Here is a 22,202-nt window from a genome sequence, read left to right on the forward strand (position 1 = left end):
TCTGATTAGGCGTCAGCAGTGTAGTTAAATTCGCCACCATCATCATCAAGCGAGCTACCTTGCTTACCCTTCGTCAATTTGCTAACTTTTCCGTGCTTTACCAAAGCCGGCTTTACGTAAGACTTTTTCGTCTGTGTAGAGTGCGCAGTCACTGTTCTCATTTTGTGTTGTTTTATGATTAGTACCAGTATCCAGGGGTAAATTTATGTATATAATTTTAAAATGCAAACAAACGATGTTTTTCCGGCCGTAAAATTGCAACCTCCGGTAGAAACCAGTGATTATACGTCAATTTTGCCCATATTCAATGATCCTGCGGATTTTGTAGGTGCCTGAATCTATCGTTCCGGACCCTATACAAGCTTCATTCTGGCAGTATTCATATGCTACCTGCTCGTCTGAAATGAGCCCTACATCCAGTGCGTACTGCTTTATCCCTACAAACTTGTCGATCAGCGAGGAGTCGCGGCGTTCTACAACCGACAGTGATTTCTGAAATTCCTGACTGCCGATCCGGGCAGGCGTATCCAGCTTTTCGTAGTAGTAATCCTCTTTTTCCCCATCATTGTAAACATTTCCATTCCAGATAGCACCAGGGTCCACAGGAAAAGTCATTGCATAAAATACACGATTGTCAATGTTAGTCAGGATTTTGTCCGGGTACTTTTCTGCGGTGAATTCTTTGACTTTCAGCCAGTAATCCGCCGGCGTACTGCGTGTAGACCGTGTGAATGTATACAGCGGCATACCATCCTGACTGGTTGTAACACGATCAATCTCATCTTTTTCCTGCCAGGTTTTGGTTACCGGATCTTTCTGTCCCGACGAATACACCGTTTCGGTAACTTCGTAAATCGCATACCGGCCCACTTCAAGCGGGAAATAGTTTTCATAAACAACCGGCTCTGTATCGTCGGACTCGCAGGAAGCTGCCATGGCAAGCACGGCAAGTAGTGTAATTCGGAAAAATGCAGTGGTAATTTTTCGGATCATGTGTGTAGCTTAATGGTTGCGTATTGCAATAACGGAAAATCTAGCTTTTTCTTTCTTCGAGCTTACTTCTTAAAAATCCGATCAGTACCTGAAGACCGGTATCAAAGCGTGAATTGTTATTGATCACCATATCAGCCTCCGCGCGTAAAGGAAGGATAAACTTGTCGTAGGTAGGCGCAACGTGGTTTTCCCAGCGGTAAAGCACATCGTCCAGGTCATATCCACGCTCATTATTGTCACGAATGATCCTGCGCTTGATTTTTACATGCTCCTTAGCATCTACAAAGATTTTCAGATCAATCAGCCGTGCTACTTCCGGGAAGTAAAAAACAAAAATCCCTTCCACAATTATAATCGGTCGCGGTTCAAAAATAAGTACTTCCGGCTTAATCAGCGGATTATTGAAGGTGTATTCCAGCTGATGAACCTGCTTTCCGGCACGCAGTACCGCGATGTGCTCTGCAAATAAATGGTGGTCAATGGTTTCGGGCAGGTCAAAGTTTTCAATGCCGTTTTCGTCCCTTGGTATTTCATGAATCGGACGGTAATAGTTGTCTTGCGAAATGCGCGTGATCTCATCCTTACCGAATGATTCGATCAGGCTTTTCATAAAGTAGGTCTTGCCTGAGGCGCTTCCGCCGGTTATACCTATAATATAAGGTAGCTTTTCGGGGGTTGTCATGCTGCTTTAAACAATGAGATTTTATTCAAATCCCTTTAATACTATATTCAAACTAGTCAATCACGGCGAGCTTGCCGGCAAATTTCTCACTTCCATCCTCATTCACCACAAGTACCATGTATATGCCGCCGCGGGCTCGCTTGCCGGTATAGTCATTCAGGTTCCAGGAGGCAGTTCCTCCGCGGGATTTTGTTTCAAAAATAAGGCGGCCCGACAGCTCGGTAATCTTCACAGTCGCATTGCCGACCAGTCCTTTAATGCCTACGTAACCTCCGTAACCCGGCCGGACCGGATTCGGGAAAATGGTTACAGCCGACAACCCGGCGGCCGGTGCCGAAGCTCCGCTCCGGTAAGATACCATTCCATTTGGCGTATCCACGTAGAGCAGCCCTGAGGCAGGCTCAAATTCAAGACCGTCAATCTGGGCAGAAGGAAGCGGACTGTCACTCTCCGTAAATTTTTGTACCATCTCGCTTCCATCCGCATTGAAAAGATAAAGCCCGGCCCTGGTTCCAATCCATTTGCGATTGCCCGGTTCCACACAAATAGCCGTACACCTTTCTGTCGAAAACAGTTTTCTGTTGCCAAACACAGGCAGTACAGCGTCCAGTCGCGAACTGTTAATAACATTGTCTGTTATGAAGTAGCCTACACCCCGGTCACTTGCAAACCAGATGTAACCGTCTTCGTCCAGTGCAAGACTGTTGATGGCGTTGGATGGCAGACTCCCGTTTCCAATAGACGTGCTGAGCAGCCGCTGTTTATTTTGCGCGGCATCCCTGACCAGGATGCCTCCCCCCAAGTCAGCTGGCAGGCGGGTCCAGGTAAGTCCGGCAAGATCCGTGATGATAGAATCGTTTTTTGGTAAAAGCGTAGTGTCGCCTGTTTCAGGAATAAAAGATTGAAAGCTGCCTGTGAAATTACCCAGCAAACCTTTCTTCAGATCGGCAATCCAAAGTCTGTTACCTTCTTTAATAACTTGTTGAAGCGATGTAAAAAGCGGACTTGTAGAAGCCGTGCTTCGGTCCTGTAAATCGATCGAGATCACCTGACTATCTGCTGTAACAAGTATCTCGTCAGCATGGGTACTAAGGTGGGAAATGCTACTGGTGGAGGCCAGTACCGTTTTCCATCCTGTATTTGTGTTTTTATAAATTCCCTTACCTGCAAATGCGGCATACAGCAGGTTGTTTCGGGTTGTTACTGCTACAATTTCCCGCGATATATTGGTCCAGCTTGCAAAATACTGCCGGTTGACAGATGCGCTGAGAGAAGCCCGCAGCGTGCCTTCATTGGTGACAGCATACATAGAGTCGGCCGTGAAAGCAACATCGGTCACAGACACTTCACTACCTGCTTTTCCAATGTACCTGTACGTTTCAAGTACCTGCCGATTTGCTGCATTTAGTACCACAATCCCGAAGTTGGTACACAGGTACGCCTTGTTTTCAGCAAATGTGACTTTGTTGATTTGTTTATTCTCGGGTAAACCACCGGCCACAGCCAGTACCGGCCAGTTTTCAATTTCGGTAATATCCGATTCTGCATTCAGATACAGGAGGTCCATGTTCCCGTTCCGGTACGCAAGTAGCAGTATGCTGTCGGCGGGATTGTACGCCAGCGCGCCGATTCCTGTATCATTCAAACCATTTATTTTTGAGTAGGTTTGAAAAGCCTTGTCATCTGGATTGAACCGGAAAAAGCCATTTTGCGTAGCACAGAAGATTTGATCGTTTACCGCGACGATCTGTCTGGCGGAGAGGTAGCTGAAATGAGTTTGCCAGGTATGGAGCGGTATATTCTGAGCATCCGCATTCCTGCATATCATCAGTAACAGCAAACCCCACACAACCCCACCTGCTTTCATCTGTCGGAACGTTTTTAGTTATTGTTCCACCGTCACGATAGCCGAGCCACGCCCTGCACCCGAGCCGCAGCCGCTTTTCAGCGAGCTGATCTTGTACTCGGTTGTTTTCTCCGGCGATACCGAAATCAGGTAAGGGTTCAGGAAGGTCCCATTGATGGCAGTACCATCCGAAAGTGTAAATGACCAGGGCGGCAGGCCGTTTCTGAATTTTAGCTGAATACGCGTCGAGCGCCCGGCTGTAATGGTGCCTCTTCCCGAAACTTCGGCCACTGCGCGGTCCGGCGCAAGTATTTCCACTTCCTGGATCGCGCTTGATACAGCCGGCGATGAAGATATAATCCTGATTTTACGGGAGGTCAGCGTATCTCCGGGATTTACCGCCACCTTCACCTGCATCATTCCGGATGCACTGGTAGCAGGAACATCCACAAAACGCCCCGACTTATCGGTCATCTGCACCGTAAACTTGTTTCCCGGATTATACCTGCCCTCGGTTTTGTAGGGTAGTTCCAGCGTAGCTCCCGAGCAAACCATATTCTGGGTCAGCTTGTCGAGCGTAATGCTTGCAGGAGGACTTTTTACCGAAACTTTCGCGGATCCTGAGAAAGTACCCACGCCGCACAGGCCACCCGCTGAGGTAATCTGGTAGTTGGTGTCGTATAAAGGCTTCACCCTGATCTTTGCCGGTGATTCTATGATATTGTTTTCGTATGTACCGTCCGAGAGCAGTACAAACCACGGACCGCCGCCGGTAAACCGTACCGTCAGCTCTCCTGATTCATTTTCACCCAGGCGCAAAGAATCCCGCTGCAAAATGGCTGTTGTAGGCGAAACAATGGAAATATTGGCCGTCTGACTCACCAGGTAAGGAGCAGAGGAAACCACGCGGAGCTTGTACTCACCCGGTTTGTAGCTGGCAGGAATCTGCGTCGTGATATATCCGGTACTGTCCGGTGTGGAAATATTTTTAAAAGCACCTGTACGTTCCGCAATCTGTACGGTAAAACGGTTTCCGTCTTTATATTTTCCCGTAGCATTGAAAGGTACCTGGAAAGGCACACCGGCACAAAGCTTGGCAATTTTCTCAGCTTCTTTCAGTTCCAGCTTGGGCTCAGGATTGTTGTTGACGTTCACAATCGCCTCTCCTGATACGGTACCACTGCCGCATGCATTGGCCACACCCAGCAGCTTGTAGGCTTTCACATCTTTGGGACTTACAGTTAAATAATGCGGATTGGATAACGTATGCATAACCGTTGTGCTGTCGGAAAGGCGGAAAGACCAAGGTGCAGTGCCTGTAAAATGAATGCGGAGGCTGGCTTCCTGCCCAGGCATAATGCGCACAGATTGTGTGCCGTCAATGATTTCAATGCGTGCGGCCGGTGTTTGTAAAAGCCTGAGCGGTACTTCCTGGCTCCTGATCACAGGAATGGAACTTACGACTTGTATTTTATACACTTCACCCCCGATTTTGTACGAAGGTACCACTGCTTTTACAGGACTTTTTTTAACCGGCAGTGAGATCGGCACCGACTTGCCCGCAGCGTCAACCATGTAGGCAGTGAAGGTATTGTCTTCATCAAATGGCCCCACGGTCCTGAATGGAATGTCAATGGTAGTACCGGGACATACGGAAAGGTAGGAGATGTCTTCCACGATGATTCGGTACGAATGCATGGTATCGGCCGCGATTTTGCCGCTTTTTTCGAGCTGCTCTTCGGCTTCTTTTTCGGTCAGGGTATCACCGGAGGCGATAGTCGCAGTGTCAGCGACGGTACCGATTGTAGTATCCGGTTCAACGGGCTTAACAACAGGAGGAACTGCTTTCTTTGCAGGTACTGCTATGGGAGCCTTGGGTCTGGCCTGGGGGGCAGGAGCTTTCGGGCTGCTTGCCGCTGGCTTTTTTGCAGGAAGTGCGCGTTTCTGCGCCACGGCACCATGAGTCAGCAACAATGTCCAGCAAAAAAGAATAAGCAGGTATTTATGCATGTACAGTTTTTTAGAATACCATTAATTCATAGCCACCAATGCACCGCCGCGCAGCACAGGCACAACGTCGTAAAGGTCGGTCTGCAGGCAGTAAGAAATATCTTTCTGTATTCCGAGGCGCTGCAAACGACGAACGTGTGACGAGTTGGAAACGCTGCCCAGAAGGTTATCCCGGCTCTGGTTGTACAAACGCTGCGCCATCAATGTGCCGTCCTCCAGGAGCATGTACTGGTCCTTCAATGCCTCTGCCAGTGCGCCTGCATACAATGTGTCTTCCAGGTTGGGGCGGCCTTTCCAGCCCGCGCAAAGTACAAGTACATCGTACGGTTCGGAGCGGAGATGTTGTGCCAATGCACCCAGGTTCAGAAACGAGCCTACCATCACCTTTACTGCCGATGCTTTTGCCTTGGCAATGGATAACGTTCCGTTTGTAGTGGTCATTGCTACCTCAGCGCCAATCAGCTTTTCATCCATAAAGCTGAATGGCGAATTGTCGAGGTCAAAACCTTCCACTTTCCTGGCATCCCGCTCAGCAGCAGCAAAAAAACCTTTATCCTGCAAAAACTTGCATTCTTCAATCGTAGCCACGGGGGTAATGCTTTTTACGCCGTAGGCCAGGCCGGTAACCATACACGAGGTAGCCCTGAACACGTCGGCGACTACTACAATGCAATTATCCATTTTGTGCAGGTGCAGCAGGTCCGGGGTTAGACAAACGTCAAGTTGTTTCATTATAAGTACTGAATGCTCGCGGGAGCTTATTTTACGAATGGGAGTTTAACAATCTGTGCTTTGAGGAGCCGGTCTCTTACCTTGACGAATATTTCGGTGCCGGGTTTGCTGTATACGGCTGGTACGTAGCCCATGCCGATGCCTTTCTGCAGGGTAGGTGACTGTGTGCCGGAAGTTACTTCACCAATGCGGTTGCCACTGGCATCGGCGAGCTCATAGTGACCGCGCGGGATGCCGCGATCTATCATTTCAAAGCCGACCAGTTTCTGTTGTACACCGGCTTCTTTCTGTACTTTTAACTGCGGGGAATTGATAAAGTCTTTGGTGAATTTGGTAACCCAGCCTAAGCCTGCTTCCAAAGGTGATGTCTGATCGTCAACATCATTGCCGTAAAGACAAAAACCCTTTTCAAGCCGCAGTGTATCGCGGGCTCCCAAGCCCACCGGTTTGATATCGTATGCTTTTCCGGCTTCGAAAATCGCTTTCCAAACCGCCTCTGCATCGGAGTTTTTTACATAAATTTCAAAACCTCCTGCGCCGGTATAGCCGGTAGCAGAAATGAGCACGTCGCTGACACCGGCCAGCTCGCCTGTTTGAAAGGTATAATAGTCCATGGCAGCAAGGTCAATCCCTGTGAGCGGCTGCAATACTGCGGCAGCATTGGGGCCCTGTACTGCAAAAAGGCAGGTTTCATCCGAAATGTTGGTCATCTCAGCCTCTTCGGCGTTGTGGCTCGAAATCCAGTTCCAATCTTTCTCGATATTGGATGCATTTACCACCAGCAGATATTCCTGCTCACTGATCCTGTACACAAGCAGGTCGTCCACTACGCCGCCTTCCGCATTGGGCAGGTAGCTGTATTGTACTTTTCCGTCAAAAAGTGCAGATGCATCATTGGCGGAAACACGCTGTATCAGGTTTAACGCACCAGGTCCTTTTACCAGGAACTCGCCCATATGCGACACGTCAAAAACACCCACATTATTCCGTACCGTATGATGTTCTTCAAGATCTGACGAATAGCGTACAGGCATTTCAAAGCCGGCAAATGGGACCATTTTGGCGCCCAGTCCTACGTGAACCTGATGTAACGGTACTGTTTTCATGGATAGTGGATATGTTCTGAATAATTTACAAAAGTATGCAATGCACAGTAAAGCGTCACAAAAAACTGTCTTTTCAGCTTTGCACCCATGTCCTTTGAAGTATATTGTGAAAAAGTTGGCTAAAAGGTGTATGTTCCCGCTGCTTACATTTTTTCATGTTTATGAATAAAAAAATACTTGTTACGATACTCAGCATCCTGGCAGGCAATGCCTTTTCGCAAACTGCAACCTTCCGGGGGGAAGTGCTGGACGATAAAATCAGCATCGGCTACGGACTGGCTACCGGGGACGTGGACGGTGACGGCCAAACGGACATATTGCTTGCAGATAAAAAGGAGATTGTCTGGTATAAAAATCCGGGTAGCCGGCAGTCCGGATGGACACGCAATGTAATGGCCCGTGACCTTACGGAACATGACAATGTATGCATTGCCGCACGCGATATTGATGGCGACGGCATGGTAGAGGTTGCAGTAGGCGCTCAATGGAATCCTTCCGAAACAAAGAATTCCCAGCAATCGGGAGCAGTTTTCTATCTGCAACGCCCTGGTAACCCTGCCGGACTTTGGGAGGCTGTCAAGCTGCACCATGAAGTGACTGTGCACAGGATGCACTGGCTCAAAAAAGCCGATGGAACTTTCCAGCTCGCAGTACTTCCGCTGCATGGAGAGGGAAACGAAGGCGGTGAGGGAGCCGGCGTGAAGATGATCGCGCTGGACGTGCCGGAGAAGAAAAACGGAATCTGGCCCTATGACCTCATCGAAACCGGCATGCATATGACCCATAACTTTCAGCCAATGGAAATTGCAGGCCGCATGCTGGGCGTGTCCATAGCAGGAAAGGAAGGTGTGCAGGTGTTTCTGGATGGCGCCAATGGGTGGGCACCCTCGGGCAACTGGATGGTACCCGGCAGGGGAGTAGGGGAAATCAGGACGGGAAGCCTGGGCAACAGGCAACTGTTTACCGCTACCATTGAACCCATGCACGGCAACACCCTGGTAGTATATACCAAAGATGGGCGTACGGTACTGACGGATAAGATCAAGGAGGGACATGCACTTGCGTGCGCGGACTTTTTCGGGCAGGGGCGTGACCAGGTAGTCATGGGCTGGCGCAACCCGAATGTAACAGGGGAAACCGGCGTACGGATTTACATCGGATCAGATGCGGAAGGTAAAAAATGGCAGGAATATACCCTGGACGAAAAGATCAAAATGGCTTGTGAGGATATCAGCGTAGCGGATCTGGACGGCGATGGCGACCTGGATATCATTGCCTCGGGCAGGGCCACGCACAATTTGGCCGTGTACTGGAACCAGAAAGTGAAGTAGCATAACGGAAAAAGGAGGCAGGTGCCTCCTTTTTTCATATTCATTTGAAATTGTAATCTAGTCACGGCGCCCCATCAGCAGGCTTACGTAGTACAGCAGCGTAGCCAGTGAACCGATCGCGGCCACAAGATATGTACGCGCAGCCCATTTAAGCGCATCAGCAGACATTACGTACTCACGTTCGTTCACAATCCTGTTTTTCTGAATCCACGCCAATGCCCGGTTACTTGCATCATACTCTACAGGCAGGGTAATAAAGCTGAACAGTGTTGTCAATGCAAACAGACCTACACCTATTGCCAGCGGAATGATGGTGGTATTGATCATAAATATACCCGCCAGAATGATCCATTGCATATACTGAGACGCAATGCTCAGGAAAGGCACCATTTGCGAGCGGAACTGCAGCCAGCTGTATGCTTTGGCATGCTGCACCGCATGCCCGCATTCGTGGGATGCTACTGCTGCGGCTGCCACGCTCCTTCCGTAATACACATCCGGGCTCAGGTTTACCGTCTTGTCCTGCGGATTATAATGGTCTGTCAGGCGGCCTTCTACAGAAAGTACCCGTACATCAAAAATTCCGCTTTCACGAAGCATGGTTTCGGCGATTTCCTTACCGCTCATTCCATTGCTCAGGCCTACTTGTGAGTATTCTTCAAACTTACTTTTTAAACGCCACTGTACATACAGGCTAACGCCCATTACAATGATAGCAATCAAATATGCACCTCCCATAGCTCCTTTTAATTTTCGATGGTTAACTGTTCGTTATTTCAAGTCTATTAGTAACGTTCCGGCGCGTCGCCTCGTCTTTACTGATAGCCTTGTTTTATCTTTTCAATCAGTGCAGTCGTCGAGTATCCCTGTACCAGGGCGATCGTTTTGACCTCACCTCCATTTGACAGGACAAAATCCGAGCCAGCAATATTTTCAATCGTATAATCGTCTCCTTTGACCAAAATGTCAGGTTTTACCGCTTCAATCAACTGACTGGGCGTCGGTTCGTCGAACAAAATGACAGCATCCACAAATTGCAGCGCAGCCATCAGCCGGGCACGCGCATACTCATTGACCACCGGCCTGAGCGGACCTTTGAGCCGGGATACCGATGCATCCGTGTTAAGCCCAAGAACCAGCCGGTCGCCCAAAGCACGGGCTTTTTCGAGATAGTCGATATGGCCGAGGTGAACAATGTCAAAGCAGCCATTTGTAAAAACGACCTTCTGTCCGGCACGTTGCCAGCCGGCCACGGTTACCACGGCCTCGTCGAGCCGCTGAATTTTGCTTTCAGTAACATTCATGGGTAAAAAGAATAGGATTGATGGACCTGATGTACTGGAATACTGCCTTCCGGGCCTCAGGTACTATTACGCGCTGCCTCAGGCTGAAACCTGGCTTTCGCCTGCCAGCGTTTTTTTGTTTTGTATCAAAACATACAAAAACGCAAGTGCCCCGACCACCAGCATAAACAGCATCTGCGCCCCGTGGATGAAGGTAGCCAAAGTAATGCCATCATTTTGTGAAAGCCCGTACAATACCATCACATTGCCCACCAGCAGGTGATAAGCGCCAATACCGCCCTGCGTAGGGGCCGTCATTCCTATGGAGCCCACAACCAGCAGGGTAAGCCCTGCCAGCATGCCCAGGTTTGAAGTTTCAGGGATACAGAAAAACAGCACGTACGAAACCAGGTAGTACATCACCCAGATCATCAGCGTAGCCAGGATAAACAGGCCTGGGTTGCGCAGCTTACGAATGCTCAGCAGTCCGTCGAGCATACCCTGGGCGAAGACGATGATTTTCTGCATCAATGCATTTTGCTGCATTTTACTTCTGAACGCCACATTGCGGTAGATGAAAAACGCTGCTCCCACAAACACCAGCAGGGCAGCCAGAAGTATGAAGATCAGCATGCCGCTGCCTGAGCCTTGCTGTCCGCCAGCTATTTTGCTCTGAAAAAAATCGGTGAAAAACGTACTGAGCCGCTCAAATTCAAGCACAAAATTGAGCCCGATTAAAATAAGCAGGATCAGCACATCAAAGATGCGCTCTGCCACAACGGTCCCGAAGCTGAGGTTCACGGGAATGCGTTCGAGGCGGTAGAGCGTGCCGCAGCGCGTGACTTCGCCCATACGTGGAACAATGAAGTTGGCAAAGTAGCCTGTGAGCACGGCAATAAATGCGTCAAACAGCTGAGGCTTGTGCCCGAGAGGTTCCATAAGCATTCCCCAGCGCCAGGCGCGCAGCAGGTGGGCAAACAACAGGAAAATACAGGAAATTGCAATCCACCGCCAGTCAGACTGTGCAAACCGGTCGAGCATTTCGGTCAGGTTGATATCCTTGAATACAAACCAGAGCAGCCCGCCTGCGAGTACCAGCGAGATGGCATAACGTAAAATGCTTTTCATAGAATGTCAGGTAGTGCGATGTTGTTGACGAAGCTGCGGTCAGACCACAAGCCGGTTATCATGATCGGGAAAAACGATCATGGGTTTGAAGGTTTTGGCTTCCTCCTGCGACATGCTGCCGTAGGCGATAATGATGATGATATCGCCGATCTGTACCCTACGGGCTGCGGCCCCATTGAGGCAGATCATGCCCGAGCCGCGTTCGCCCGTGATGACGTACGTGACAAACCGTTCACCGTTATTATTGTTGACGATATGTACCTGTTCGTTTTCAATCAAACCGGCGGCATCCATGAGGTCTTCGTCAATTGTAATGCTGCCGACATAATTCAACTCCGCCTGAGTCACCTTTACCCGGTGAATCTTCGATTTCATTACTGTGATTTGCATTTCCCGGATTAGAAAGTCGAGATATTATAATGAACAATGCATTAGCTGTCAAAGGTACAGGAATAATGCACAGCCATCAAAACATCAGGCCGGGCTGCGGGGTTCCCGGATCAGGCACCTGGCATTAAGTGCTGAGTACTAGCAGGTTTATATTTTTTCAAAGCTAATTTATAAATCTGCCTCCGCACACCTTTACTCGAAAGATCATTATATTTAAGCCTGATTTAATGCTGTAAGTATGTAGGCCGGTGATGAGGCTTTAACTTTATTATCCACTTTTATTTTTTTACAAAAAATCCAATGAGTACAAACAACAACCCGAAGGATGTTACTCGCCGCGACTTTTTACAAAAAAGCTCGGCAGCAGCAATTGGCAGTTTTTTTATTGTTCCGCGCCATGTGTTGGGAAAAGGGTATCGTGCGCCAAGTGATAAACTGAATATTGCCGCTGTGGGTATTGGCGGAAAAGGATTTTCGGATATCAGCAATGCCTGGAATAACGGGGCGGAGAACATAGTGGCACTATGCGATGTAGACTGGAACCTTGCTCAGAAATGTTTTGATAAATTCCCGAATGCGAAGAAGTACAAAGATTTCCGCAAGATGTTTGATGAAATGGGCAAAGATATCGATGCCGTAACCATATCTACTCCCGACCACACGCACGCCGTAGTAGCCATGGCAGCCATGAGCCGAGGCAAGCATGTGTACGTGCAAAAACCATTGACCCACAATATCAACGAAGCCCGTAAGCTGACCGAAGCAGCGCGCAAATACAAGCTGGTGTCCCAGATGGGAAACCAGGGAGCCTCCAACCCCGGCCAGCAGCAAATGGTGGAATGGTTTAAAAAAGGCGTAATTGGTACGGTAAAGGAAGTGGAAGTCTGGACCAACCGGCCGATCTGGCCGCAGGGTATTCCGGTACCTACCGCCAAAGCCGAGGTACCAAGCACCCTTGACTGGGATTTGTATGTAGGTCCGGCCGAGTGGGTGGATTACAGCCCGGCTTACCACCCGTTCAAATGGCACGGCTGGTGGAACTTCGGTACGGGTGCATTGGGCGATATGGGATGCCACCTGATCGACACGCCTTTCCGCGTACTGGGTCTGGGGTATCCTACTGAAGTGGAATGCAGCGTAGGAGCGGTGTTCCTGAAAGACTGGACCCCGGAATACATTCCCGAAGGTTGCCCGCCTTCATCCCGCGTACAGATCAAGTTTCCGGCTTCGAAAATGAACAATTCGGATATCAAGATGACCTGGCATGACGGTGGTCTGCGTCCTTTCCACCCGGATCTGGTTCCTGCCAATGATCCGCTGGGCGAGCCCGACAGCAGTAATGGAGCCATGCTGATCGGTGATAAAGGGGTTATGATGTGCGCTACCTATGGAAAAGACCCGAAAGTATACCTGAAAAGCGGTGAAAAGCTCGAAATGCCCAAAGATGCTTTCCAAACTAAATACACTTCCCTGCCCGAGTTTGGCCACCAGGTAGCCTGGACCGACGCCTGCAAAGCTGGATTTAACAGCAAGGAGCACAAGGCGCTGACCTCGTCTTTCGACTACTCAGGCCCGCTTACCGAAACCGTAATCATGGGTAACCTGGCGATCCGCAGCTACAACTTCCGTACTGCCAGCGCCGACGGCAAATCGTTTAACTTCCCGGGCCGTAAAAAGCTGATCTGGGATGGTAATAATATGAAAATCACGAATTTCGATGAGGCTAACCAGTTTGTTACCCGCAAGTACCGGGGCGAATGGAAGCTGGTTTAGGTAGGGTTTTTCATGCAAACAAAAACGGGCAGGTTTCGCGACCTGCCCGTTTTTGTTTTAGAAAATAAGATTATCAATCAGCCTGACAGGTCCCAGCTGCACGGCCACGCAAATGGCACTGGTACCAGCCTCGCCCGGCTCCGGAATATTTTGTAATGTAGCGGTATCTACAATTTCTATGTAGTCAAGGATCAGTTCAGGAATGTCGGAAAAAGCCTGCAAGGCTGCATATTTTGCATTACCTACTGTTTCTCCCTGCTGTATGCGGTCGCGTGTGGCCGTCAGTATCTGATAAATGTGCGGCGCAATCAGCCGCTCGGCAGGGCTGAGCCTGCGGTTGCGGGACGACATTGCGAGCCCGTCGGCCTCACGGACCGTCGGGAAAACAACGATTTCCAGGTCAAAGGACAGGTCGGCAACCATGCGCTTGACGACGGCTACCTGCTGCAGATCTTTTTGGCCGAAATATGCGCGGTGCGGCTTCACCATATGAAACAGCTTTGACACGACAATCCCGACGCCATTGAAATGCCCGGGCCGCGAAGCACCTTCCATTATTGTTTCAATTGGTCCGAAGTCAAATTTCAGTGCAGGTTGGGCGGGGTACATCTCTTCGGTTGAAGGCGCGAAAACTGCGTGGCAGCCCGCTACGCGTAACAGTTCAAGATCTGCTTCCAGCGTCCGGGGATATTTCGCCAGATCCTCGACATTGTTAAACTGTGTCGGATTGACAAAAATGCTCGTGACAGCAATGTCATTCTGAGCCGCAGCTGCCTCGACCAATGCCAGGTGACCCTGATGCAGGGCGCCCATGGTAGGTACCAGGCCGATGGATTTTTGTTGTAAAAACTGCTGCGAAAGAAACTTGCGTAGGCCGCTGACCGAAGTAAATACTTCCATGTAAAAAGTAAAAAATCAGGGGAGTAATCAGGCTCTGCTGAGTACTTTGTAAGCTGGAAAGGATGGGGGTAGAGGAGGTTTCAGGCCGGTAGGCACACGTCTCCCAAACTCCGTGCAATAATACGATTAGTTTGGGATATCTTTTGAGTTTGCCATTTTTTTTGTATAATTTTGCAAAACTTTTTTTCACAAACTGCTAAAAGATCTATGGAGAAACTACGAATTTTATATGTAGCCAGTGAAATCAACCCTTTCCTCCAGACCACAGACGTTGCTGATTACGTAAGAAAGCTGCCCCAGGCAATGCAAGAGCTGGGCGCTGAAATCAGGATTCTCGTCCCGCGTTTTGGTTTGATTAACGAGCGGAAAAACAGGCTTCATGAAGTAGTTCGACTGTCAGGAATTAATATCACCGTAGGAGATGAAGAAAAGCCATTGATCATCAAGGTAGCTTCCATTCCCAATGCCAAGCTTCAGGTCTATTTTATAGATAATGATGATTACTTCCACCGTAAGTCCGTGTTCTTTGATAAGGAGAACAACTTTTACGACGATAATGATGAGCGCGCAATTTTCTTTTGCAAAGGTGTTCTGGAAACAGTAAAAAAACTGGGCTGGGCTCCGGATGTTGTACATTGCAATGACTGGATGACTGCCCTGATCCCGCTTTACCTGAAAACCACTTACCGCAACGATCCGATGTTCAAGGATACGAAAAGTGTGTTTACGGTACATAATAATGCTTTTGACTTTAAGTTTGATGCTGACCTGCAAAGCAAGGCGAAGGCTATGGACGTAAGTGACGAGGCACTCTCACATCTGCACTCTGCGGATTTTGAAGGTTTTGTCAAAATCGGATGTGCTTATGCCGATGCAGTTTTGAAAGCCGATGAACATATCAGCGAAAGTCTCAACCAGATTTTCAACGATGCACCGAAGCGCGTTGAGCTGGACGAGCAAAGCGACAAGTTCTCAGCATCTTACTACAATCTTTATACAGAATTGGTAAATTGATCCTGCAAAATATTGAAGTAAAGCGGCAGCAGCAATGTTGCCGCTTTTTTTGTGCCATACACGTAAAAAATAATGTAAACGGCCTTTTCGTTAGCTTTGCGATGTTTTTCTTCCACATGCATTTGAACATGAAAATACCGGTTACTGCCTTTGTGCTGGCTGCTTTTGCTGCATCACTGATCTCCTGCGGCAGTGAAGAGCAAACCTTTGTTCCCAAACCTAAAGGCTATAACCGCATTGAGCTGCCGGCACACGCATACCGCATGCTGGACAAAATTCATCCTTACGATTTTGAATATTCCAAGTTTTCCAGGATTGTGCCTGATACCTTTGCTATGGCGGGAAAGGACTGGATATTTGTTCATTATCCACAACTCAATGCCAATATTCAGATTACCTACAAGCCGCTGCAAAACAATCCGAAGTTGCTGGGCGAATTCATCAATGATTCCTATAAGCTTGCCGCTAAACATCAGATTCGCGCATCTTCCATTCAGGAGCAGCGCATTACTACGCCAAGCGGGAACATAGCGACCATTTTCAGGATAGAAGGAGACGTGCCCAGTCCTTTTCAGTTTTACACGACTGACAGTACCACACACTTTATGCGCGGGGCTGTTTATTTTCCGACTGCTACAAAAAATGATTCTCTGGCTCCTGTCATCGCCTACATACAGGAAGATATGCTCCGGTTGCTGAACACGCTGCAGTGGAGAAAAAAATAAAAGCGCTTATTGCAGTGAAGTGGGCGAGGGTGTATCTTTGATCTTCAACGAAATCACAGGCACCATGGCAAGGAAACAACCCAAAAACCAGCTCTCTCTCGATTATTCCGTGCGTGGGAACAGGATGGTGCTGCGCCTGGGCCAGGTGGAAAGCCAGCGGGTGGCGGATTTTGTTTTTGAAGGACTTATCAATGGTGACTGGGTGATTGAGCCTGCCGGCGATGCAGCTGATATTTCCTATGCGCAGGATATCGTTCACCAGATCGGTCACAAACTTCCTTATCCGGAGGGCATCAAAATCGCTCAGCTGCACCAGGTAGCCCCTACTTTCAAAGGTTTTTCGGCTATTTATAAACAAAAAGGCTGGGTCTTTGTGAATGCTGCTTCCGACATTAACGAGCGCAATTACCACATTCACCTGCTGACAGTTTCTTTGGGGCTGCACGCACTTTATACTAATACAGAATCGCTTTGCGCCCGGTCTGAGCAGCTGATCTTTGATGCATTGCTGCCTTTTGAGGAGGTCGAAAGCTTTTTCCGGACCGATATTTCAAAGATTTCCGGCGCCCTGGCCGCAGACATCGCCAACTTCTTCAAAGTACCATTTCCAATGGTGCTGAAAAGAGCACTTGCTTTAAAAATCATCTCCGACGAGCAGTACCGCAACTTTATGTCGGTTACGCCGGTACGATCGGCAAGGCCGCGGGAGTTGTTTGTCACCAAAGACGGCAGCATCGACGATCTGGAAGCACAGCTCTTCTCGCACGATCTGGATTAATGTTTACCCAAACTTTCATGACTTAAATTGCTGAGATCGGGCAGGGGACTTACCGAAGTCCAGCCTCCGTCCACTACAAGGCTTTGACCCGTAATATGTCCTGAGTGCGGCGACAGCAGGAACAATGCTGCATTGGCAATATCTTCGCAAACCGCCGGCCGCCCCATGGGTGTAATTCCTGACCAGATTTTGGGATACGTAGGATCGTCAGCCAGCGTACGCTCCGTGAGCGTAGCGCCCGGCGCGACGGTGTTGATGGTAATACCATGCGGCGAAAGTTCGAGGACCAGGTTCTTGGCCAGCATTTCCAGTCCGGCCTTGGTCATCGCGTAGGCGGCCAGGTACTTGTGTGCCTGATGCCCTACTACAGAGGACATCAGCAGTACCCGCCCGCCCGACTGCTGCTGACGCATTTGCCTGGCAGCGGCCTGCGTCAGCAGAAATGAGCCCATCAGATTTACATTCAAAACCTTCTGGAGATTTTCGGCAGGGTATTCAAAAAAGTCTCCGAACAGGGTAATGCCTGCATTGGCAACAGCAAGGGTAAGTTTCCCAAAGTGCCGCAGGGCTTCGTTAACCATTCCGTCGATAACTTCCTGTTTGGAAGAGTCTCCCGGAAAGGCTACGCAGGCTCCTCCTTTGTCACAAATGCTCCTTGCGGCCTCGGTTGCCAGCGCTTCATCCAGATCGTTCAGGATCACACCGGCTCCCTGGCTGGCAAGTTGCCTGGCAATTTCGTACCCGATACCCTGACCGGCTCCTGTAACAATAGCAACCTGATTTTCAAATAAGTAGCTGTTCATGAAGCGGGTTTTTAATGCGAATCTCTTGTAACCTTATCACCCGAGCCTCCGCGCAGAAAGTCCAGGTCTGCGCCTTCGTGTGCCTGCATGACGTGATTGATATGTAAGTTGACATATCCACGGTTGTAGCCCATTTCGAGCGGTTTCCAGTAAGCGCGCCTGCGTTCCAGTTCTTCCGGTGACACTTCCAGGTGCAGCTTTCGTTTTTCGACATCCAGCTCAATGAAATCACCATCCTGCACCAATGCAAAGTTGCCGCCCACAGCTGCCTCCGGCGAAACGTGCAATACCACCGTACCAAAGCCGGTACCGCTCATGCGCCCGTCCGAAATCCGCACCATATCAATAACACCCTGTGCAAGTAGCTTTTTGGGTAAAGACATATTGCCTACCTCCGGCATGCCCGGGTATCCTTTCGGGCCGACATTTTTTAAAATAAGAATGCTGTTTTCGTCTACATCCAGATCAGGATCGTCAAGGCGTCTTTTGTAATCATCTATATCTTCAAAAACAACAGCGCGCCCGCGGTGCTGCATCAGTTCAGGTTTAAGGGAAGCCGAAGGTTTGATCACCGCTCCGTTCTCACACAAATTGCCCCGTACTACTGCAAGCCCGGTCAGCGTTTTCACAGGCTCATCCAGGGTTCCTATCACATCCGTATTAAAGCACTCCGCCGAAGCAGAGTTTTCTGCCATGGTTTTTCCATTTACGGTGATTACATCCTGATGCAGGAGGCTGATCATCTCCTTGATCACGACCGGCAGTCCGCCGGCGTAATAGAAATCTTCCATAAAGTATCCGCCCGAAGGTTGCAAGTTGAGCAGCAGGGGCACTTTCTCGCAAAGTTCATTGAAATGGTCCAGGGTAAGGTCTACCCCGATCCTTCCGGCGATGGCAAGCAGGTGAATGACAAAGTTGGTAGAACCGCCGATAGCCGCATTCAGCATGATGGCATTTTCAAAAGCTTCTTTAGTCAGGATTTTGGACATACGCAGGTCTTCCTTCACCATTTGCACGATCCTTCTTCCCGACAAGTGCGCAATGACTTTCCGCCGCGAGTCAGCCGCAGGAATAGCGGCATTTTCAGGAAGCGTCAGCCCGAGCGATTCCACCATACATGCCATTGTGGAAGCCGTGCCCATCACAGCGCAATGTCCGTTGCTCCGGCACATGCAGGCCTCGGCCGTACTCAGCTGCTCCTGGCTGATCTCGCCATTCCGGTACATTTCACTGAAACGCCATACATCGCTTGTGCCGATGTTGGTACCCCGGTACCGGCCTGTAAGCATCGGTCCGCCTGACACCACGATTGTAGGAATATCCACACTGGCTGCCCCCATAACTAGGGAAGGGGTTGTCTTGTCGCAGCCACAAAGCAGTACCACGCCATCGATCGGATTGGCACGGATACTTTCCTCTACGTCCATGCTCGCGAGGTTGCGGTAGAGCATTGCCGTGGGTTTGATAAGTGTTTCTCCGAGTGACATTACCGGAAATTCCACCGGAAATCCTCCTGCCTCCCATACACCCCGCTTGACCGACTCCGCCAGTTCGCGGAAATGACCGTTGCAGGGAGTAAGCTCCGAAAAAGTATTACAAATGCCGATGACCGGCCTTCCGTCAAATTCATCAGCCGGGTAGCCCTGGTTTTTCATCCACGCCCGGTAAATGAACCCGTCTTTTCCTGATTTGCCAAACCAGCCCTGACTACGTAGCTTATTGCTGTTTTCTTCCATTTTTCGCCATTGTTACACACCCTGGTAAAGGCGGGTTTCAGTTAAATATAATTTAGCCCGGCCTTTAAAATAAATATCGTATATTCGGTTCTGTACGATCGGAAGACTGTCCATGAATGTGTTTAGATTATATAAGATACTGCTTTGCTTGTCATTACAACTATTTGCATACCCTTCGCCTGCACAATCCCAGACCGATCATTTTCTTGAAAGATTATTAAAAAAATACCCCGAGCGGTTTACGAATGTCCTCTCCCAGCCGGAGAAGTACAAGGTTCAGGTGCTGTACACGCGCATTGACCGTAACCGCAAAAATGAACCCCATTTTACAACCCACAGTTACGGCGTAAACAGCACAGACTACTTTTATCCCGCCAGTACAGTCAAACTGCCCGCTATTATCCTGGCATTTGAAAAGCTCAATAGGCTCGGGATTGACAAGTATACACCCATGTTCACAGGTACTGCGCGTCCCGAGCAGACGGCCGTCACCCGGGATACGACCTCCGAGGATGGGCTTCCTTCCGTAGCCCACTATGCCAAGAAAATCCTGCTTGCGAGCGATAATGATGCATTCAACCGGCTTTATGAATTTATTGGTCAGGAGGAGTTCAATGAAGGGTTGAAAAAGCATGGCTATACCCAAGCGCGCATCACGCACCGCCTCGACCTGAACATAGGCACAGAAAACAACCGGTATACCAATCCGGTGAAGTTTGTAAAAGACGGGAAAGTGGTTTACGAGCAGCCTGCGGCTTATTGTAGTAAAGTATACACGGCCCATGCTCCTATTCCTTTGGGTAAAGGTTTTGTAAAAAACGGCAAGCTTGTTGAGGAGCCTTTTGATTTTGCTGAAAAGAACTACTTCCCGCTCGAAGAGCAGCACCGGCTTCTCAGGTCTATTTTCTTTCCTGAACAAGTAGTACCGGCTGAGCGCTTTAATTTGACACCGGAAGATTATCGTTTTTTGTACCAGTACATGTCGCAATTCCCTGTGGAAACGAGCTTCCCGGCCAATTACACGGACGACTACTACGATGGCTATGTGAAGTTTCTGTTGTTTGGGTCAACCAAGACGCGCCTGCCGCGCCATATCCGGTTGTTCAACAAGTCGGGAGATGCTTACGGATTTTTGCTGGACAATGCCTACATAGCTGATTTTGAAAAAGGCATCGAGCTGATGGTTACAGCTGTAATTTATTGTAATGAAGACGGCATCTTCAACGACGACAAGTACGAGTATGAGACCGTCGGATTTCCATTTATGGTCAACCTGGGCAAGACGCTCTTCGAATACGAGCTGAGCCGCAAGCATACCAACCGGCCTGATCTGAGCCGGTTTGAGGTTGAATACGATAAGTAGCGGTAGCTTAAAAAGACTTGTATTTCAGACGTGGGGCGATCTGACAGATGTAAAGATTGGCAAAATGCCCGATGATGAGCAGGGCTGAACCTGCATAACCCAGCCAGGAGAAAACCGGAAGACGGCTTTCAAAGATCAGCGAGACCGAAAATACAAGAAGCCCACCCCAGAGCAGGATACGCACCGGCACAGACTTGTGATCACGGGTTGCATAAAAAACCGCCAGTCCATTGATCAGAATAAACAGCATATCCAGCGAAAGCAGGCTGAAATCAGCATGATGCACATGCCCGAATCCTGAGCCGAATGCCACCGCAGCCGGTACCAGCAGGCAATGGATAATGCACAGCACAGAGCCGGCAATGCCAACGTAATCTGCTTTGTTATGTGAATGTGATGCTTTCATACTGTTTTAATATCGTACAAAAATAAGCCGCATTTTGGCAAGATGCAACTCTGTTGCAATAAATTTAACATGTGGTGCAATGCGGCGCCTGTAAACTTTGTTAACTTTAAATCACAGAACTTAACTTTGAGCTGAAAGGTTTTATAAGCATCAGAGCCAAATTAAATTGTCGGACAATGGAAGGATTAAAAGAAACGCTGAAAGAACATAATCTGCGCACTACAACTTGCCGGGAGGATGTTCTGTCTGCTTTCATTAACCGCAAAAACGCATTATCTCACGGGGATCTGGAAGGTGCACTGGGCGAGGCTTATGACCGGGTTACCATTTACCGCACGCTTAAAACTTTCCTTGAAAAAGGGATTATTCACAAAGTACTGGATGATGAAGGCCTGCGTTATGCGCTTTGCTCGCATAATTGCTCCGAGCAGCAGCATCATCATGACCATATTCATTTCAAATGTAGTGCCTGCGGCGAGACCAACTGTCTTGAAAACCTGCATATCCCGGTCGTCCAGCTTCCAAATGGCTACCAGGCCGAGAACTTCAACCTGCTCATCCAGGGAGTTTGCCCCAAATGCAACTAGGCTGGTAAGGCCGGCGTAGCGCCAGCCTTACGAAGCAAGCCTGCTTATTACCTGATTTTCAGATTAAAATCCAGGTTCACGTCATCACTTCCCGGTGAGGTTGTGCCGTTTTTCGTGCCTGGCTGGTGCCGGAGCTGTACTTTCAGCGTACCCGCGCCTGCTGCCCCGGTTTTAACAGTGCCGGTCAATCCTATCGGGTAATTATTTGCATCCTTGTCACCATAGGTGTAGATCAGCAGGGACGACGGTGCAGGCGTATAAACCAGCAGGTGCTCGTTTGCTTTTTCCGCAATTTCTTCTGTGATATTTTCAACAGGATTCTTGCTTTCATCCAGGAACGCCGCTGTCAGTGTGTACGATGCATTGGGTTTTAATGCAATGGTGTCGAAAGCTGTGGGCGCATTGCCACCGTCACCATCCGCATCTTTGTAGGAAAACGAAGTCACGGTGTTTGTTCCGGCTTCTGTAAATTTCAGTGTTACTGACGTAATCAGCTCATTCTCATCATCTGGTTCGAGATCCTCGCCGGAGTCCTTGCATTGTGCGAAAAGGATGGACAAGCCCAGCATGACAGGCCAGCCCCATTTACGGTTCATTTTCATAGGTAAAAAGATTT

General features: G+C 49.2%; 23 protein-coding genes. 7 read left to right on the forward strand and 16 right to left on the reverse strand.

What is annotated here, in order from left to right; all coding sequences use genetic code 11:
- Positions 1-5 precede the first annotated feature (5 nt).
- The 7 genes from HWI92_RS25685 to gcvT all read right to left on the reverse strand — a co-directional run bounded on the left by HWI92_RS25685 (position 6) and on the right by gcvT (position 7,369).
- Positions 6-161 carry a lasso RiPP family leader peptide-containing protein gene (locus HWI92_RS25685; protein WP_204659507.1) on the reverse strand — a complete coding sequence of 52 codons (156 nt, stop codon included), beginning with the start codon at positions 159-161 and terminating at the stop codon, positions 6-8.
- A gap of 127 nt (positions 162-288) precedes the next feature.
- Positions 289-993 (reverse strand): hypothetical protein, encoded by a 705-nt coding sequence (locus HWI92_RS22530; RefSeq protein ID WP_204659509.1) that lies wholly within the window; start codon positions 991-993, stop codon positions 289-291.
- A gap of 40 nt (positions 994-1,033) precedes the next feature.
- Complete coding sequence (locus HWI92_RS22535) at positions 1,034-1,675, reverse strand: uridine kinase family protein (protein ID WP_204659511.1); 642 nt, start codon at positions 1,673-1,675, stop codon at positions 1,034-1,036.
- Between the two features lie 52 nt (positions 1,676-1,727).
- Positions 1,728-3,542: a PorZ beta-propeller-like domain-containing protein gene (locus HWI92_RS22540; protein WP_204659513.1), complete on the reverse strand. Its 1,815-nt coding sequence runs from the start codon at positions 3,540-3,542 to the stop codon at positions 1,728-1,730.
- Positions 3,543-3,560: 18 nt separating this feature from the next.
- Positions 3,561-5,531, reverse strand: a complete 1,971-nt coding sequence (locus HWI92_RS22545) for a hypothetical protein (RefSeq protein ID WP_204659515.1) — start codon at positions 5,529-5,531, stop codon at positions 3,561-3,563.
- A gap of 21 nt (positions 5,532-5,552) precedes the next feature.
- Positions 5,553-6,263 (reverse strand): 2-phosphosulfolactate phosphatase, encoded by a 711-nt coding sequence (locus HWI92_RS22550; protein WP_204659517.1) that lies wholly within the window; start codon positions 6,261-6,263, stop codon positions 5,553-5,555.
- A 26-nt stretch (positions 6,264-6,289) separates the two neighbouring features.
- A complete protein-coding gene (gene gcvT, locus HWI92_RS22555) occupies positions 6,290-7,369 on the reverse strand; it encodes a glycine cleavage system aminomethyltransferase GcvT (RefSeq protein WP_204659519.1) in 1,080 nt (359 codons plus the stop codon).
- 161 nt (positions 7,370-7,530) lie between these two features.
- Here gcvT and HWI92_RS22560 point away from each other — a divergent pair, with 161 nt between their 5' ends.
- Complete coding sequence (locus HWI92_RS22560; RefSeq protein WP_204659521.1) at positions 7,531-8,700, forward strand: FG-GAP repeat domain-containing protein; 1,170 nt, start codon at positions 7,531-7,533, stop codon at positions 8,698-8,700.
- Between the two features lie 57 nt (positions 8,701-8,757).
- Here the strand turns inward: HWI92_RS22560 and HWI92_RS22565 are convergent, their stop codons facing one another.
- The 4 genes from HWI92_RS22565 to panD all read right to left on the reverse strand — a co-directional run bounded on the left by HWI92_RS22565 (position 8,758) and on the right by panD (position 11,501).
- Entirely contained in the window at positions 8,758-9,438 is a 681-nt protein-coding gene (locus tag HWI92_RS22565; RefSeq protein ID WP_204659523.1) for a zinc metallopeptidase, read from the reverse strand.
- Positions 9,439-9,515: 77 nt separating this feature from the next.
- Positions 9,516-10,004, reverse strand: a complete 489-nt coding sequence (gene rfaE2, locus HWI92_RS22570; RefSeq protein WP_204659525.1) for a D-glycero-beta-D-manno-heptose 1-phosphate adenylyltransferase — start codon at positions 10,002-10,004, stop codon at positions 9,516-9,518.
- A gap of 78 nt (positions 10,005-10,082) precedes the next feature.
- A complete protein-coding gene (locus HWI92_RS22575; RefSeq protein ID WP_204659527.1) occupies positions 10,083-11,111 on the reverse strand; it encodes a lysylphosphatidylglycerol synthase transmembrane domain-containing protein in 1,029 nt (342 codons plus the stop codon).
- Between the two features lie 39 nt (positions 11,112-11,150).
- Positions 11,151-11,501, reverse strand: coding sequence for an aspartate 1-decarboxylase (panD, locus tag HWI92_RS22580; protein WP_204659529.1), 351 nt, complete (start codon positions 11,499-11,501; stop codon positions 11,151-11,153).
- A gap of 300 nt (positions 11,502-11,801) precedes the next feature.
- Between panD and HWI92_RS22585 the strand changes: the two genes are divergently transcribed.
- Positions 11,802-13,274 carry a Gfo/Idh/MocA family protein gene (locus tag HWI92_RS22585; RefSeq protein ID WP_204659531.1) on the forward strand — a complete coding sequence of 491 codons (1,473 nt, stop codon included), beginning with the start codon at positions 11,802-11,804 and terminating at the stop codon, positions 13,272-13,274.
- Positions 13,275-13,331: 57 nt separating this feature from the next.
- Here HWI92_RS22585 and panC read toward each other — a convergent pair whose 3' ends face one another.
- A complete protein-coding gene (gene panC, locus HWI92_RS22590; RefSeq protein ID WP_204659533.1) occupies positions 13,332-14,174 on the reverse strand; it encodes a pantoate--beta-alanine ligase in 843 nt (280 codons plus the stop codon).
- A gap of 207 nt (positions 14,175-14,381) precedes the next feature.
- On the opposite strand from panC, the gene HWI92_RS22595 reads away from it, so the two are divergent.
- From HWI92_RS22595 to HWI92_RS22605, 3 genes are all read left to right on the forward strand, one after another.
- Positions 14,382-15,188, forward strand: coding sequence for a glycogen/starch synthase (locus HWI92_RS22595; RefSeq protein ID WP_204659535.1), 807 nt, complete (start codon positions 14,382-14,384; stop codon positions 15,186-15,188).
- A gap of 128 nt (positions 15,189-15,316) precedes the next feature.
- Positions 15,317-15,913, forward strand: coding sequence for a gliding motility lipoprotein GldD (gldD, locus tag HWI92_RS22600; protein ID WP_204659537.1), 597 nt, complete (start codon positions 15,317-15,319; stop codon positions 15,911-15,913).
- A 64-nt stretch (positions 15,914-15,977) separates the two neighbouring features.
- The gene (locus tag HWI92_RS22605; protein ID WP_204659539.1) at positions 15,978-16,691 is read left to right on the forward strand and encodes a hypothetical protein; all 714 of its coding nucleotides are present in this window, start codon (positions 15,978-15,980) and stop codon (positions 16,689-16,691) included.
- Here HWI92_RS22605 and HWI92_RS22610 read toward each other — a convergent pair.
- Both HWI92_RS22610 and HWI92_RS22615 read right to left on the reverse strand, forming a co-directional pair.
- Positions 16,688-17,494: an SDR family NAD(P)-dependent oxidoreductase gene (locus HWI92_RS22610; protein WP_204659541.1), complete on the reverse strand. Its 807-nt coding sequence runs from the start codon at positions 17,492-17,494 to the stop codon at positions 16,688-16,690. The two genes, HWI92_RS22605 and HWI92_RS22610, sit on opposite strands and share 4 nt — an antisense overlap.
- Positions 17,495-17,505: 11 nt before the next feature.
- Positions 17,506-19,230 carry an IlvD/Edd family dehydratase gene (locus HWI92_RS22615; protein ID WP_204659543.1) on the reverse strand — a complete coding sequence of 575 codons (1,725 nt, stop codon included), beginning with the start codon at positions 19,228-19,230 and terminating at the stop codon, positions 17,506-17,508.
- 148 nt (positions 19,231-19,378) lie between these two features.
- Here HWI92_RS22615 and HWI92_RS22620 point away from each other — a divergent pair, with 148 nt between their 5' ends.
- Positions 19,379-20,593, forward strand: a complete 1,215-nt coding sequence (locus HWI92_RS22620; protein WP_229248490.1) for a serine hydrolase — start codon at positions 19,379-19,381, stop codon at positions 20,591-20,593.
- A 7-nt stretch (positions 20,594-20,600) separates the two neighbouring features.
- On the opposite strand, the gene HWI92_RS22625 is transcribed toward HWI92_RS22620, so the two are convergent.
- Positions 20,601-20,999 (reverse strand): MerC domain-containing protein, encoded by a 399-nt coding sequence (locus tag HWI92_RS22625; RefSeq protein ID WP_204659547.1) that lies wholly within the window; start codon positions 20,997-20,999, stop codon positions 20,601-20,603.
- 176 nt (positions 21,000-21,175) lie between these two features.
- On the opposite strand from HWI92_RS22625, the gene HWI92_RS22630 reads away from it, so the two are divergent.
- Positions 21,176-21,586 (forward strand): Fur family transcriptional regulator, encoded by a 411-nt coding sequence (locus tag HWI92_RS22630; RefSeq protein WP_204659549.1) that lies wholly within the window; start codon positions 21,176-21,178, stop codon positions 21,584-21,586.
- A gap of 47 nt (positions 21,587-21,633) precedes the next feature.
- Here the strand turns inward: HWI92_RS22630 and HWI92_RS22635 are convergent, their stop codons facing one another.
- Positions 21,634-22,188: a hypothetical protein gene (locus HWI92_RS22635; RefSeq protein ID WP_204659551.1), complete on the reverse strand. Its 555-nt coding sequence runs from the start codon at positions 22,186-22,188 to the stop codon at positions 21,634-21,636.
- Positions 22,189-22,202: the final 14 nt, after the last annotated feature.

The sequence above is a fragment of the Dyadobacter sandarakinus genome, from assembly GCF_016894445.1.
Lineage (GTDB): Bacteria > Bacteroidota > Bacteroidia > Cytophagales > Spirosomataceae > Dyadobacter > Dyadobacter sandarakinus.